The sequence below is a fragment of the Comamonas testosteroni genome (assembly GCF_014076415.1).
Lineage (GTDB): Bacteria > Pseudomonadota > Gammaproteobacteria > Burkholderiales > Burkholderiaceae_C > Comamonas > Comamonas testosteroni_F.
Window position 1 is genome coordinate 4775198 of record NZ_CP043568.1, and the last position, 13313, is coordinate 4788510.

General features: G+C 65.0%; 11 protein-coding genes. 5 read left to right on the forward strand and 6 right to left on the reverse strand.

Annotation, left to right across the window (positions count from 1 at the left end):
• Nucleotides 1–80 precede the first annotated feature (80 nt).
• A complete protein-coding gene (gene radC, locus F0P97_RS22005) occupies nucleotides 81–773 on the forward strand; it encodes a RadC family protein (protein ID WP_182284233.1) in 693 nt (230 codons plus the stop codon).
• On the forward strand, nucleotides 770–1426 hold the full coding sequence (locus F0P97_RS22010; protein WP_182284235.1) for a Smr/MutS family protein: 657 nt from the start codon (nucleotides 770–772) through the stop codon (nucleotides 1424–1426). Before radC ends, F0P97_RS22010 begins: the two co-directional genes overlap by 4 nt.
• Nucleotides 1427–1492: 66 nt before the next feature.
• On the opposite strand, the gene F0P97_RS22015 is transcribed toward F0P97_RS22010, so the two are convergent.
• From F0P97_RS22015 to F0P97_RS22035, 5 genes are all read right to left on the reverse strand, one after another.
• Nucleotides 1493–2521, reverse strand: a complete 1029-nt coding sequence (locus F0P97_RS22015; RefSeq protein ID WP_182284237.1) for a M48 family metalloprotease — start codon at nucleotides 2519–2521, stop codon at nucleotides 1493–1495.
• Between the two features lie 4 nt (nucleotides 2522–2525).
• Entirely contained in the window at nucleotides 2526–3113 is a 588-nt protein-coding gene (locus F0P97_RS22020; RefSeq protein WP_182284239.1) for a LemA family protein, read from the reverse strand.
• Nucleotides 3114–3210: 97 nt separating this feature from the next.
• The gene (locus F0P97_RS22025; RefSeq protein WP_182284241.1) at nucleotides 3211–5301 is read right to left on the reverse strand and encodes a bifunctional 2',3'-cyclic-nucleotide 2'-phosphodiesterase/3'-nucleotidase; all 2091 of its coding nucleotides are present in this window, start codon (nucleotides 5299–5301) and stop codon (nucleotides 3211–3213) included.
• A gap of 94 nt (nucleotides 5302–5395) precedes the next feature.
• Nucleotides 5396–5800, reverse strand: a complete 405-nt coding sequence (locus F0P97_RS22030) for a group II truncated hemoglobin (protein WP_182284243.1) — start codon at nucleotides 5798–5800, stop codon at nucleotides 5396–5398.
• On the reverse strand, nucleotides 5790–7274 hold the full coding sequence (locus F0P97_RS22035; protein WP_232538276.1) for an MFS transporter: 1485 nt from the start codon (nucleotides 7272–7274) through the stop codon (nucleotides 5790–5792). Before F0P97_RS22035 ends, F0P97_RS22030 begins: the two co-directional genes overlap by 11 nt.
• A 216-nt stretch (nucleotides 7275–7490) precedes the next feature.
• Between F0P97_RS22035 and F0P97_RS22040 the strand changes: the two genes are divergently transcribed.
• Nucleotides 7491–8366, forward strand: a complete 876-nt coding sequence (locus tag F0P97_RS22040) for a LysR family transcriptional regulator (protein WP_182284245.1) — start codon at nucleotides 7491–7493, stop codon at nucleotides 8364–8366.
• A 342-nt stretch (nucleotides 8367–8708) separates the two neighbouring features.
• Here the strand turns inward: F0P97_RS22040 and F0P97_RS22045 are convergent, their stop codons facing one another.
• Nucleotides 8709–11267, reverse strand: coding sequence for an ABC transporter permease (locus F0P97_RS22045; RefSeq protein WP_182284247.1), 2559 nt, complete (start codon nucleotides 11265–11267; stop codon nucleotides 8709–8711).
• Between the two features lie 45 nt (nucleotides 11268–11312).
• Here F0P97_RS22045 and F0P97_RS22050 point away from each other — a divergent pair, with 45 nt between their 5' ends.
• The gene (locus tag F0P97_RS22050; protein ID WP_182284249.1) at nucleotides 11313–12098 is read left to right on the forward strand and encodes a sulfite exporter TauE/SafE family protein; all 786 of its coding nucleotides are present in this window, start codon (nucleotides 11313–11315) and stop codon (nucleotides 12096–12098) included.
• A 50-nt stretch (nucleotides 12099–12148) separates the two neighbouring features.
• Entirely contained in the window at nucleotides 12149–13219 is a 1071-nt protein-coding gene (locus F0P97_RS22055) for an adenosine deaminase family protein (RefSeq protein ID WP_182284251.1), read from the forward strand.
• Nucleotides 13220–13313: the final 94 nt, after the last annotated feature.

The following is a 13313-nucleotide window of genomic DNA, read 5'->3' on the forward strand; positions in this document are numbered from 1 at the left end:
GAGCCTATAACCTCTTCGCCTCTGCGTTGAGATGGCCGGCCCGCCCCTTCCCCGCCTTGTGCAAGCGAGCACTGACACCCATGCCCATCAAAGACCTGCCCCTGGATGCCCAGCCGCGCGAAAAGCTCGCGCAGCGGGGCGCGGCTGCGCTCTCGGATGCCGAGCTGCTGGCGGTCATTCTGCGCACCGGCATGGCCGGCAAGACGGTGCTGCAGATGGCACAGGAGCTGCTGGAGCTGCCCGGTGATCGCCAGGGAGCAGGCGGTCTGGCCGGACTGCTGGCCGCCGACTACCAGGCTTTGACCGCCGTCAAAGGCCTGGGGCCTGCCAAGCGCGCCGAGCTGATGGCCGTGCTGGAGCTGGCCCGGCGAGCCACGGCACAGCAGCTGCGCGAGCGGGAAGTCTTTTCCTCCCCCGAAGCCGTCAAGCACTATCTGCAGCTGCATCTGGCGGCCAGGCCTCACGAGGTGTTTGCCGTGCTGTTTCTGGACAGCCAGAACCGCTTGCTGGCTCTTGAAGAAATGTTTCGCGGTACCTTGACGCAAACTTCCGTCTACCCTCGTGAAGTCGTGCTGCGCGCCCTGCACCATCAGGCCGGCGCGGTGATCCTCGCGCACAATCACCCCAGCGGCAACGTGCAGCCCAGCAGTGCCGACAGCTCTCTGACCACCACGCTCAAGGCCGCCCTGGCCTTGATCGATGTACGCGTGCTCGACCACATCATCGTCGGGCCGGGCGCTGCCTGCTCCATGGCCGAGGAGGGTCTGCTATGAGCCACGCACACCGCTCGCTGCAGGATCTGGCCGGCATCTCCCGCCATCTCAAGCAGCTGCGCGAACAGGCCGAAGCCCTGGCCCTCGCGCAGGCCGAAGCGCGTGCAGCGCGCGAGCGTGAACGCAATCTGTTTGCGCTCAGCGTCGGCAAGGTCACGCCGCTGCGCTCGCGCAACGAAGTCAGCTTTCTGGAGCCGGCGCCCTCGCCGCTGCCGCTGCAGATGGTGCTGGACGAACAGAATGTGCTGCGCGAAGCCATGAGCGACGAGTTCGATGTCAGCACCCTGCTGGACGTGGACGATCAGCTGAGCTTTCGCCGCCCCGGCATCGGTCTGGACGTGACGCGCAAGCTGCGTGGCGGCCACTGGAGCATTCAGCGCCAGCTGGACCTGCACGGCCTGCGCTCGGACGAAGCCCGCGAGGCGCTGGGCCAGTTCATCCGGCTGTCGCACCGCACGGGCGTGCGCTGCGTGCGCATCGTGCACGGCAAGGGCCTGGGCTCGCCGGGCCGCACCCCCGTGCTCAAGGGCAAGGTACAGCGCTGGCTGGTGCAGAAGAAAGAGGTGCTGGCCTTTGTCCAGGCCCGCCCGGCCGACGGAGGCGCGGGCGCGCTGGTGGTGCTGCTGCAGCCGGGCAAGCGCAAGCTGTTCTAACAGTTTCAGCATCCAATCTGATAGCCACCTGCACCTATGTGCATTGGGTTTCAGACCTGAAACAGCTTATCTTCCCTGCGGCACGGTGTTGAGCGGCAAGGGCAGCGGTCGCATGTCGCGGCCGTAGATGCGACGTATGCGTTCGGGCACCGTGGGGTGGGACTCCAGCCAGTGTTCGAGCCGGCTGGCATGGGGGGTTTCGGCCAGCAGCATGTGCTGCACGATGCGCTTGTCCAGCCCCTGGTGGCTGCGCGTGTCCTGCTGCCAGCTGCCGTACTGCTGCTCGGCCAGCTCACGCTGCGTGAGCACCTTGCGCAGCACACCGCCCAGGCCGTCCTTGCTGCGCGTCCACTGCACGGCACGGGCATCTGCCAGATACTCGCGCTGGCGCGATACGGCAGCCTTGAGCAACTGGCCGCCGAGCCAGCCGACAAAGCCCGCAGCCTGGATGAAGACGCCGAACCATTGCGCAAGGATGCTGTCGCGCTCGCGCAGGGTCTGGCCGAAGTTGTGAATCAGCTCCAGTCCGTAGACCATGCCGGCCAGCTGCATGTTCAGCCGCGTGTCGCCCTCACGCAGATGGGACAGCTCATGCGCTACCAGGCCTTGCATTTCCTCGCGGCTGAGCTGGTCCAGCGCCCCCTGGGTCACGGCAATGACGGCGTCCTGCGCATCCCAGCCCGCCGCAAAGGCATTGATGGCCTCGGCTCGCGCCAGCACCGCGACCTGGGGCGCAGGCCAGTGTGCCGCAATGCACATTTCATGGACGATATTGCACAGTTGCTGCTCGGCCAGCGAGCTGCCGGGTCTGGCCTCGCGCGCTCCTACGCGCTGGGCCAGTTTGCGACCGCCATGGCGCAGCTGGTCCAGCTCTATCCAGCAGCCGCCCAGCACCAGCAGCAAGGTCACGCCGATATTCACCGTCGCAAAGCCCGTGGGGTAGTCCCAGCCGCCGAATACCAGAGTGCCCAGCCACCAGGCCAGCATCAGGCCCAAGTGCACCGATGCCACCACGGCCAGCACGCACAGGCCGAACACCAGCAGCAACCAGCGCGTGCTGCGCCTGGCTTCGCGCTGTCGCTCCCAGAAACGCATGCGCTCAGAACCTGACCTGAGGGACGGCGCGTTCCTGCTCGCTCTGGGTCGAAGCCAGCATGTCCATATGCACAAAACCCACCAACCGCGCCACGATCAGATCAGGGAACTGTCCGGCCTGGTTGTTGAATTCCAGTACCTCGTCGTTATAGGACTGACGCGCAAAACCGATACGGTTCTCGGTGCTGGTGATCTCTTCGCTGAGCTGCTGCATGCGGGCATCGGCCTTGAGCGTGGGATAGGCCTCGGCCAGCGCCATCAGACGGCCTACCTGACCTCCCAGCACCTGCTCCGCAGCCATCAGTGCCCCCATGGCCTGCGCCTTGCCCGGCGACCGACGGGCCTTGTCGGCCGCGCTGACGGCCTCGCCTCGCGCGCGAATCACGGCCTCCAGCGTCTGGGCTTCGTGCTGCATGTAGCCACGGGCGACTTCCACCAGATTGGGTATCAGGTCATGACGGCGCTTGAGCTGCACATCGATCTGCGCAAACGCGTTCTCCACCTGGTTCTTGTGCGTGCGCAAGCGGTTGTAGAGGGCAATTGCCCAGATCACGATCACCACAACCACTGCCAGCGCGATATATGCCGTCATACCCTCTCCCTGAAAATTTCCTCGCATCATAGCCAGTCCCAGAAAAAAGCCGCCGTGGCCTCTGGAGCCACGGCGGCAGCAATTGCGGCAACGCCGCCTACTTGGACAGATCGAGCTGATATTTGCTCATGCCCTTGCCTGAGCCGTCATCGGCCGCGAGAACAGACACTCCCGACAGGCCTGCGGCCTGGGCCACGCTCAAAGCATTGGCTCCGGAGCTGAACACCACCGGACCGGCCGTCGTCACCTTGGCAAAGCGCCAGCTCTTGGCTGCGCCATTGGCCGCCCTGGTGATCTGCGGGTTCTTGCGCACATACTCGATCACCACATCGCGGTTCGCATCGGGCGATGCCCAGATGGCCGACGAGCCGTCGAGCTTGGGGATGAAGCTGGCACCGCTGGTGGCACGGTAGTTGTTGGTGGCGATCACAAACTCCTGCGCCGTATCCATGGGCTTGCCCAGATAGCTCAGGTTCCTGATGCGGCTGCCCAGCGGCTGGGTCACATCGATCTCGTACTGCACGTCGGCAGTGGTGAACATGTCGAAGTTGTAGCCCGGGAAGCTGCTGATCAAGGGCTGCTCGCTCGTCTTGTTCACATCGATCTGGTTGAAGCGCTTGGCTGCAGCTTCCAGCCAGCTCTTGATGTCGGCGCCGTTGACCTTCACCGCGTACACGGTGTTGGGGTAGAGATACAGGTCAGCCGCGTTGTTGATGGCGAGCGAGCCGGCAGCCACATCGGTGAAGTCCTTGCCGCCCTGGAAGCCGGACTTGAACGGCGCACTCACCGACAGCACGGGCAGGCTGGCGTACTGGGGCAGATTGGCCTTGATGTAGCTGGCCACATAGGCCTGCTGTGCCTGGTTGACGATCTGGATCGCACCGGGGTCGCCCACATCGGCAAACAGCGTGCTCATGCGGAAGTCGGTGCTGCCGATGGGCGTCTTCACATAGCTGATGGCCGCCTGGTGCTGTGTCTCGATCAGCGGCGCCACGGCCGGGTCGGCATCCACAAACACCGCGGCACCTGCGGCATCCTTGTTCTGGATGTTGCGCAGCTCGCTCTTGCTGCCGGTCTTGGCCACACTCCACTTCTTGCCGTCCCATTGCAGCGGCAGCTGGATCACGCCCAGAGCCTTGCCCCAGGAGCTGGCCATGACCGCAGGCACGCCGTTGATGGTGCCAGCCTGGTTGTCCACACCGCTCTGGCTGTAGGCCGGCTTGGCCGACAGATCTGGGAACACGCTGTGCTGATGGCCCATGACCATGGCATCTATGCCCGCCACCTTGGACAGATACAGGCCGGGGTTCTCCATGGTGGCCGAATAGGCCGAGCCGTCCAGACCGCCATGCAGCAGCGCCACCACCACATCGGCGCCCTTGGCGCGCAACTCTGGCACGTATTTGCCGGCAGCTTCCACCGCGCCCTCGGTGTAGACCTTGCCTTCGAGATAGCGCTTGTCCCAGTTCATGATGCCCGGCGTGGTGAAGCCGATCACGCCGATCTTGATGGGCAGCCTGACTTCCTTGCCATCGCTGCCCTTGGCCACCATGGTCCGCTCCAGCACGGCATAGGGCTGAACCAGCGGCTTCTTGGTCTTGCTGCTGTAGACATTGGCCAGTACGGCCGGATAGCCGTTGCCCGCGCATTTCTGGCTGGTATCCACGCCGTCCACATCCAGGCCTCCGCCCAGCACCTGGTTGAGAAAGGGCAAGCCGTAGTTGAATTCGTGATTGCCCAGCGTGCCCGCGTCAAAGCTCAGCGCACTCATGGCCTTGTACATGGACAGCTGCTGCGTGCAGGGTATGGGCTTTACCTCTGCCTCGTAGTCGGCCAGGGCCGTGCCCTGGATGGTGTCGCCGTTGTCCACCAGCAGCGTGTTGGCAAATTCCTTGCGCGCTGCACGGATCAGCGTGGCCGTGCGCTCGAAGCCATAGGTCTTGTCTTCGGCCAGCTTGAAATAGTCATAGCTGCGCACATTGAAGTGCAGATCCGTGGTCTCCAGAACGGCCAGCGTCGCCGTGGCAGGCTGCGCGCTGACAGGCGTTGTGCTGCTGTCGTCGCTGCCGCCGCAGGCAGCCAGCAATGCTGCACAGCCCACTGCCGTCAGCACATGGCGGCGTTGCTGCAATGCCGAGAAGAAACCGCCCGAGCGCAGCTTTGCGCCAGGCAAATCGAAATCCTGCATGGTTGACCCTGCTTGTTGAAAAACAGGCAGTGTCTACAGGGCTTTTTACAGCGTCATGAAGGAAATTTGACGCTTTGAAGCCAAGGGCAAGAACTCAGGCGCCGCGATTGCGCATCCAGTCCGCCGTGTTCATGAAGCTGGCCTTGAGACGCGTGCGCAAGGCCTCGGGTACTTCGGTCTCGCCCATGGCCTGATCCATGCAGGCCACCCACTGGTCGCGCTCCTGGATGCCAATGGAAAACGGCATATGGCGCATGCGCAGACGCGGATGACCGAAACGATCCTGGTAATAGTCGGGGCCGCCCAGCCAGCCGCAGAGAAACCAGAACAGCTTCTGGCGCGCGTCATCAAGCGTGCTGCCATGGGCGGCGCGCAGCTCCTTGTAGCCAGGCTCCAGATCCATGAGGTCATAGAAACGGGCGACCAGCTGCTGGACTTTGTCTTCGCCACCTATCCATTCGTAGGGGGTCTCAAACGGGGGCTTTTCTTCAATCTGCATGTGTAGCGGCTTTGCGAGTCAGTCCCGATTGTCGGACATGCGGCATGTCCGTACCCGAGCGCAGGAATGCGAAAACCCCAATGGCCGTCAGCACCGTCACGCCGGCCAACACATCGAGCAAGCTGGAAAAGGCCAGGCCATAGGCCTTGAGCAGCACTGGGGCTGATGCGCCTTGCATCAGCCCCAGTGCTGCCTGCATATTGCCGGTGACCAGCATCTGGGCCACGGCCGAGCCATGCTGCATGGACGGCCAGATGGCCGTCAGCTCCCGCGCCAGCAGCGCTGCCAGCACCGCCCCGACCACGGCCAGGGCAATGCCTTCGCCTGCCACACGCACGGTGCTGAAGATGCCCGTGGCCATGCCGGCACGCTCGCGCGGAACCACCGTCACGGCCAGCCCGTCCATCAGCCCCCAGGGCAGGCCTATGCCCAGACCGATCAGCAGCAGCGGCGCGGCCATCTGCGTCAGGTCCGAGCCGGGGACGCAGCGGCCCAGCCACAGCAAGCCCATGGCACAGACCAGCAGCCCCGCCCCACAGAGCAAGGCAGCCGACAGCCAGCGCGAGAGCCAGCCCGCCAGCAGTGGTACGAACAGCATGGGCAGCGACAGCACGAACATGCGCTGCCCGGCCGCGAGCGGCGCCAGACCTTCCACGCCGATGAAGCGAAGCGGCAGCAACACCAGCAGCACCACGAAGGCGTAGGCAGGTGCTGTGGCCAGCAGTTGCACGCCGACAAAGCGCGGATAACGGAACAGCGACAGGTCCAGCATGGGGTGGGCGCTGCGGCGCTCGATCTGTACAAAGGCCGCTGCCGCCAGCAGGGCAGCCGCCAGGGGCAGCCATGTGCGGCCATGCGACCAGCCCGTTTCCGGGACTTGCAGCATGCCCCAGGTCAACAGAGCCAGCGCCAGCGTGAACGACAGCGCGCCCGGCAGGTCCAGCCGCTGTGCCTGCGGATTGCGCGATTCCGGCATATGGCGCAGACCCAGCAGCAGCGCCGCGAATGCTGCTGCAGCCGCGCTGAGCATCACGCTGCGCCAGCCCCAGCTCTGCAGCAACCAACCCGACAGCAAGGGTCCGAAGGCGAGTCCCACACCAAAGGAGGTGCCCACGAAACTGAAGGCCCGGGTACGCCAGGCACCATCGTAGGCCTGGGCCAGGCCGGCCGTGCCTGCCGCCAGTGCAGCGGCCGCGCCCAGTCCCTGCAGCGCCCGCAGCAGATTGAAGCCGATGATGGCCTCCCTGCCTTGCAGGCAGACCTGCAGCAGCACGCTGCCCACCACGACGGCCAGCCCCGCAAGAAACACGCGCCGCCGCCCGTAGACATCGGCCAAGGCTCCTGCCGCCATCAGTGTGGCGCCGAAGCTCAGCATGAAGGCATTGGTGACCCAGTTCAGCGCCAGAGGGCTGCCGCCCAGCGCCTCGCGCAGCGCCGGAAGCGCCACGGCCGGCCCGGTAAAGCTCAGCGGCATGGCCAGAGCAGCCAGGCAGACTGATAGCAACACCCAGGCAGGCGATGCACGGCGAGCGCAAACCGGAAGATCCGCCTGTGGGCAGGATGGAGAAGTGGAGCAGGACATGGAGGACTGGCTTCGTGAATCAATCAGACATGAACGATAAAAGCGCTCCAATCAAACGAAAATAGCGGTAAAACTCCCCACAATCCCAACCCAAGGTTGCCAATCACCATGGACAGCTTCAGCGGACTTGAGTCCTTTGTACGTGCCGCCGATCTTCTGAGCTTTGCCGAGGCAGGCCGCGCGCTTGGCATCTCGGCCTCGGCCGTGGGCAAGAACGTGGCGCGCCTGGAGCAGCAACTGGGCCTGCGCCTGTTCCATCGCACCACACGCCAGGTGCGCCTGACGCAGGAAGGCACTCTGTTTCACGAACGCTGCCGGCGCATTCTCGACGAGCTGCATGATGCACGCGCGGCCATGCAGGCCGCCGCCCAAGCGCCACGCGGCCGGCTGCGTGTGAGCCTGCCCACCATCGGCTACCGTTTTCTGCTGCCCGTGCTGCCCGAATTCCAGGCCCGCTATCCCGAAGTCGAGCTGGATCTGGACTTCAACGACCATCTGGTCGATGTCGTCGAAGCCGGCCTCGATGTGGTCATCCGTAGCGGCGAGCTGGCCGATTCGCGGCTGGTGGCGCGCCGACTCGGACCGTTTCGCTTCATTCTCGCGGCCTCGCCGGCCTATCTGGCCGAACGCGGTCTGCCGCTGACGCCGGCCGACCTTGCCCGACACTCCAGCCTGCGCTATCGCTTTCTGAACAGCGGCAAGCTCGAGGAGTGGACGCTGCCCGGGCTGCCGGCCATGCCCATCTCCCTGGTCTGCAACAACATGGAAGCCATGCTGGGCGCAGCCGTCTCAGGCCTGGGCCTGGCCTATATGCCCGACTTCCTGGCCCGCGACGCACTGGCGCGCGGCGAACTCAGGCAAGTGCTGGCCGAGCAGCTCACGCATAGCGGGCAGTTCTCGGCACTCTGGCCCTCCAGCCGCCAGCTCTCGCCCAAGGTCCGGGCCTTTGTGGACTTTGCGAGCGAGCGGCTGTTCAAGGGCTAGCCTTAGAACGTGCTTACGATCTCTACGCAGCCGCGTTGGTGCGCAATCGGGATGAGTTCGAAGCGATGGCTCGCCGCTTGCACCGGTGTGCAAGCAAGAGTCAGCGCGCAGAAATCGCCCGATTTCGCTCCAACCCTCCGGGACAGTGTCTTTGCGGACGCCCGGTCAGGGACGCCCGGTCAGGGACGCCCGGTCAGGGGCAGTCTGCGGCGTTGCCTCGCCGGCCGCGCGAATCCTCGCAATAGCACGGCTATTGCTGCGGTATCGCGCGCGGGGGGCCGCCCCCTTCCATCCCATCCCGCAAAGCCTCTGTCGCGGCGCGAGGAGATCGTAGGCACGTTCTTATTCCGCCGCCTGGCGCAGCGTGATCATCACGGGGCGGCTGACTACCTCGCGCAACGCCCACCAACCGGCCAGCCAGGCCAGCAATGCGCCCACCAGCGCGCCCGCCAGAGGTACCCACCAGAGCACATTCCATTCGAAATCGAACACCCAGCGCGCCAACGCCCAGCCCACGGCCAGGGCCACGCAGCTGGCCAGAAAGCCGGCCATCAGGCCCACTCCGGCGAGCTCGGCGCTTTGCACCTGCTGCAGCAGGCCCGATCTGGCGCCCACGGCGCGCATGATGGCGTACTCGCGCGCTCTTTCCTCACGGGTGCCGGTGACGGAAGCAAACAGCACGACCAGACCCGCCACCAGCGTGAAGCCGAACAGAAACTCCACGGCGCGTATGACCTGGTCCATCACCTGCTGCACCTGGGCCAGCGTGCTGCTCAGGTCGACATTGGTGATGTTCGGAAACTCATTGACCAGCGCATTGTCAAAGCCCTTGACGTCGGGCGCGCGATAGGCCGCCAGGTAGGTCACGGCCACGTTGTCCAGATGTTGCACGGGGTAGATCACAAAGAAGTTGGCGCGCATGGAACTCCAGTCCACCTTGCGCAGACTGGTGATACGGGCTTCGCTCTCCTCGCCGCCGATATCGAAGCGCAGCGTGTCGCCCAGCTTCAGATCCAGGGTCTTGGCAATGCCTTCTTCCATGCTGATCGCGCCCTGCTCGCCCGCCTGCCAGCGGCCTCCCACGATCTGGTTGTGATCGGGCATGGTTTCGGCAGTGGAGATATTGAACTCCCGGTCCACCAGGCGCTTGGCGCGGTCCTCCTCATAGTCATCGGGGCTGACGGCCTTGCCGTTGACGGCGATCAGCCGGCCGCGAATCATGGGATACCAGTCATAGCTGTGCACGCCGGCCTTCTTCAGCGCGGCCTGAAAGTCCTGCGCCTGATCGGGCTGGACATTGATGACAAAGCGATCCGGCGCATTCGCCGGCGTGGCCTTGCGCCAGCTGGCAATCAGATCGGTGCGCAGCAGCACCAGCAGCACCAGGGCCAGCAGCCCCACGGCCAGCGAGCTGACCTGTACCACGGCATACACGGGTTTGGCCGATACCTGGCGCGTGGCCATGACCAGCCAGCGCGGCGCCGTGCTCTCATTGACCACCTGCCGCAGCAGCTTGACGGCCAGCCAGGCCAGGCCCGCGAACAAGAGCACGGCTACGGCAAAGCCGCCCACTGCAATCAGGCCCAGCTTGATGTCGCGGCTGGCCACCATCAGCAAGGCCGCAAAACCCGTAACGCCCACACCCAGCACCAGCCAAGATGCTGGCTTGAGCGCCCCCAGATCGCGCCGCATCACGCGCAGCGGCGGCACCTGAGCCAGCTGCAGCACGGGCGGCAGGCCAAAAGCCAGCAGCAGGGTCAGCCCCATGCCCATGCCGAACAATGCGGGCCACAGGCTCGCCGCAGGCAGAGCAGACTCGACCAGTCCGGCCAGCAGCCAGACAAACACATGGTGCACGGCCCAGCCCAGCAGCACGCCGGCCGCGCTGGCGGCCAGGGCAATGCTCACGAACTCCACCACATAGGCCAGAGCGATCCGGCGCTGACTCTGGCCGAGCACGCGCAGCATGGCCGACGCATCGAGATGGCTGTTGGCAAAGGCACGCGCGGCCAGTGCCACGGCCACGGCCGAGAGCAGCGCCGAGAGCAGCGCCACCAGACTCAGGAACTTCTCGGCCCTGTCAAGGGTCTGGCGCATCTCCGGGCGGCCGCTTTCCAGCGATTCCACACGCACGCCGTGCAGGCTCTTGGCCAGTTCCTGCGCCCAGTCCAGATAGTCCTGCGCGCCGCGCCCGGCGTCTGCCTGCGCCGCCACGGCCAGCCGGTAGGTGATGCGGCTGGCCGGCTGCACCAGGCGCGTTGCGGGCAGGTCGGCGCTGTTGATCATTACGCGCGGGGCAAAGCTCATGAAGCCCGCGCCGCGATCGGGTTCGATGGCAATGATGTGCGAGATATGAAAGCTCGCATCGCCCAGCAGCAGCCGGTCGCTGAGCTTCAGGCCCAGCGCCTCCAGCAGCGGCGCATCGACCCAGGCATGGCCGCGTTCAGGAATCGCCCGCACTTCCAGGTCTGGCTGGCCCGGTCCCTGATTCAGGTGCAGCATGCCGCGCAACGGGTAGCCGGGGTCCACGCTTTTGAGCGCCACCAGCCGGCTGGCTCCGCCCTGCTCCTGGCTGGAGCGCGCCATGGTCGGAAAGCTGGCCGTGGCCACGGTCTGCAGCCCCTGCTGCTGTGCCTGCTGCACAAAAGCCGCGGGGGCAGGATTGTCGCTGACCACCACCACATCGCCGCCCAGCAGCTGACGGGCGTCGCGCTGCAGGCCGGCTTGCAGGCGGTCGGCAAAAAAGCCCACCGAGCTCAGTGCCGCCACGGCCAGCAGCACGGCCACGATGATCAGGCGCAGCTCGCCAGCGCGCAGATCGCGCCAGAGATTGCGCAGTCCCAGAATCCAGACAGATGATGCTTGCATGGTCTGCACGATAGCGCAGCGGCCTGGCGCCATGCCAGAACTGCATGGCAATGCCCTGCTTGAGCGGGACGATAATCGATGCCTTCAGACGGAGACCAGAGCGTGGAAGTGATCTTGGTGGTGGCCCTGGGGGCTGCAGTGGCAGGCTTTGTGCAGGGACTGTCGGGCTTTGCCTTCGGCATGGTGGCCATGTCGTTCTGGGCCTGGGTGCTGGAGCCGCAACTGGCAGCCGTACTCTCGGTGTTTGGCTCGCTGACGGGACAGATCATTGCGGCCTTCACCGTGCGCCGCGAATTTCACTGGAAGTCGCTGCTGCCGTTTATCGCCGGCGGTCTGGCCGGCATTCCCATGGGCGTGGCCGTGATGCCGCATCTCAATATGGACTGGTTCAAGTTCGGCCTGGGCTGTCTGCTGGTGCTGTGGTGCCCCACCATGCTGCTCAGCGCCCACCTGCCCCGGCTGACGCTGGGCGGCGGCCTGATGGCCCGCCTGAGCGATGCGCTTGCGGGCCTGATCGGTGGCGCCATGGGCGGGCTGGGCGGCTTCAGCGGTACCGTGCCCACACTGTGGTGCACGCTGCGCGGCTTTGAGCGCCATGTGCAGCGCACGGTGATCCAGAATTTCAACCTCTCGGTGCTGGCCGTCACCATGGCCAGCTATCTGGCCACCGGCCTGGTCAAGCCAGCCATGTGGCAATCGTTTGCCGTGGTGCTGCCCGCAGTGCTGGTGCCTGTGATCTTCGGAACCCGCGTCTACAAAGGCGTCAGCGATGCCCGCTTTCGCCAGATCGTGCTGAGCCTGCTGACCTGCTCGGGCATCGCCATGCTGGCGGCGTCCGTGCCGCGGCTGCTCCTTGCACCCTAACGTAAAACTGCCTACGGCAAGGCTGATCACAAGCCACTACCATCTGCGGCATGAATGCCGCGCCTACCGCCCCCACACCTGAACTGACCGCCTTTGCCCACACCATCCCCAAGATGGAGTTGCACTGCCACCTGCTGGGCACGGTCAGAAAAAACACCTTCATCGAACTGGTGCAGCGCGCCAAGGCGCCGCTGACTGCCGAAGAGATCGAGGCCTTCTACACGCGCGGCGAGAAGCCCGTGGGCGTGCTGCGCGTGCTGCGTGCTCTCGACGAGTGGCTGTTGCAGACGCCGGCCGATCTGGAGCGCATTACCTATGAATATCTGCAGGATGCCGCCGCCCACCATGTGCGCTATGCCGAATTCTTCTGGAACCCCACGGGCACGGTGCAATGCTCTGGCATGAGCTATGCCGCCGCCCAGCAAGCCATCCTGGCCGGTGCCGCAGCTGCGCAAAAGGATTGCGGCATACGCGGCCGCCTGGTGCCGTCGATCGACCGCGAAGCCCCGGCCGAGGCCGCTGTACAGATGGTGCAATGGATGCTGGAAAACCGCCATGACGATGTACCCGGCATCGGCATCGACTACCGCGAAAACGAGCGCCCGCCCGAGCTGTTCGCCGAGGCCTATGCACTGGCGCGTCGCAACGGCCTCAAGACCACGGCCCATGCCAGCGAATTCGGCCTGCCCTGGAACAACCTGCAAACAGCCATTGAGACGCTCAAGGTGGACCGCGTCGACCATGGCTACACGGTCATAGACAACCCCGAACTGGCCAAGCGCTGCGCTGATCTGGGCATTGTGTTCACCGTGGTGCCAACCAACTCCTACTATCTGCGCACGCTGGCACCCGAGCGCTGGGCGCTGGACCACCCGATCCGCCAGATGCCTTCCATGGGCATTCGCATCCACCCCAACACCGACGACCCCACGCTGCACCATGTGGACCCCACAGGGGCCTGGACCAAGATGGTCAGCGACTTTGGTTTTTCGAAGGCCGACCTCAGGGACTTCATGCTCAACGGCATCGATGCGGCCTGGGTAGACGAGAGCGAAAAGCGCAGCCTGCGCCGGCAGTGGAGCGACGAGTTCGATGCATTGAGCGGCACACACCACTTCTAACCAAACATCGCCGCATCACTTGTCCATCAAGCGCTCTCAGCTATCAAAATAGATTCAGGCCGGTGTAACACCGGCCTCCTCTCTTAACAACCAC

What these genes read in the sequence shown, in the direction of transcription:
- radC (WP_182284233.1), top strand. Translation starts at nt 81, where the DNA reads ATGCCCATCAAAGACCTGCCCCTGGATGCCCAGCCGCGCGAAAAGCTC.
- F0P97_RS22010 (WP_182284235.1), top strand. Translation starts at nt 770, where the DNA reads ATGAGCCACGCACACCGCTCGCTGCAGGATCTGGCCGGCATCTCCCGC.
- F0P97_RS22015 (WP_182284237.1), bottom strand. Translation starts at nt 2,521, where the DNA reads ATGCGTTTCTGGGAGCGACAGCGCGAAGCCAGGCGCAGCACGCGCTGG.
- F0P97_RS22020 (WP_182284239.1), bottom strand. Translation starts at nt 3,113, where the DNA reads ATGACGGCATATATCGCGCTGGCAGTGGTTGTGGTGATCGTGATCTGG.
- F0P97_RS22025 (WP_182284241.1), bottom strand. Translation starts at nt 5,301, where the DNA reads ATGCAGGATTTCGATTTGCCTGGCGCAAAGCTGCGCTCGGGCGGTTTC.
- F0P97_RS22030 (WP_182284243.1), bottom strand. Translation starts at nt 5,800, where the DNA reads ATGCAGATTGAAGAAAAGCCCCCGTTTGAGACCCCCTACGAATGGATA.
- F0P97_RS22035 (WP_232538276.1), bottom strand. Translation starts at nt 7,274, where the DNA reads ATGCCGCTGAGCTTTACCGGGCCGGCCGTGGCGCTTCCGGCGCTGCGC.
- F0P97_RS22040 (WP_182284245.1), top strand. Translation starts at nt 7,491, where the DNA reads ATGGACAGCTTCAGCGGACTTGAGTCCTTTGTACGTGCCGCCGATCTT.
- F0P97_RS22045 (WP_182284247.1), bottom strand. Translation starts at nt 11,267, where the DNA reads ATGGCGCCAGGCCGCTGCGCTATCGTGCAGACCATGCAAGCATCATCT.
- F0P97_RS22050 (WP_182284249.1), top strand. Translation starts at nt 11,313, where the DNA reads ATGCCTTCAGACGGAGACCAGAGCGTGGAAGTGATCTTGGTGGTGGCC.
- F0P97_RS22055 (WP_182284251.1), top strand. Translation starts at nt 12,149, where the DNA reads ATGAATGCCGCGCCTACCGCCCCCACACCTGAACTGACCGCCTTTGCC.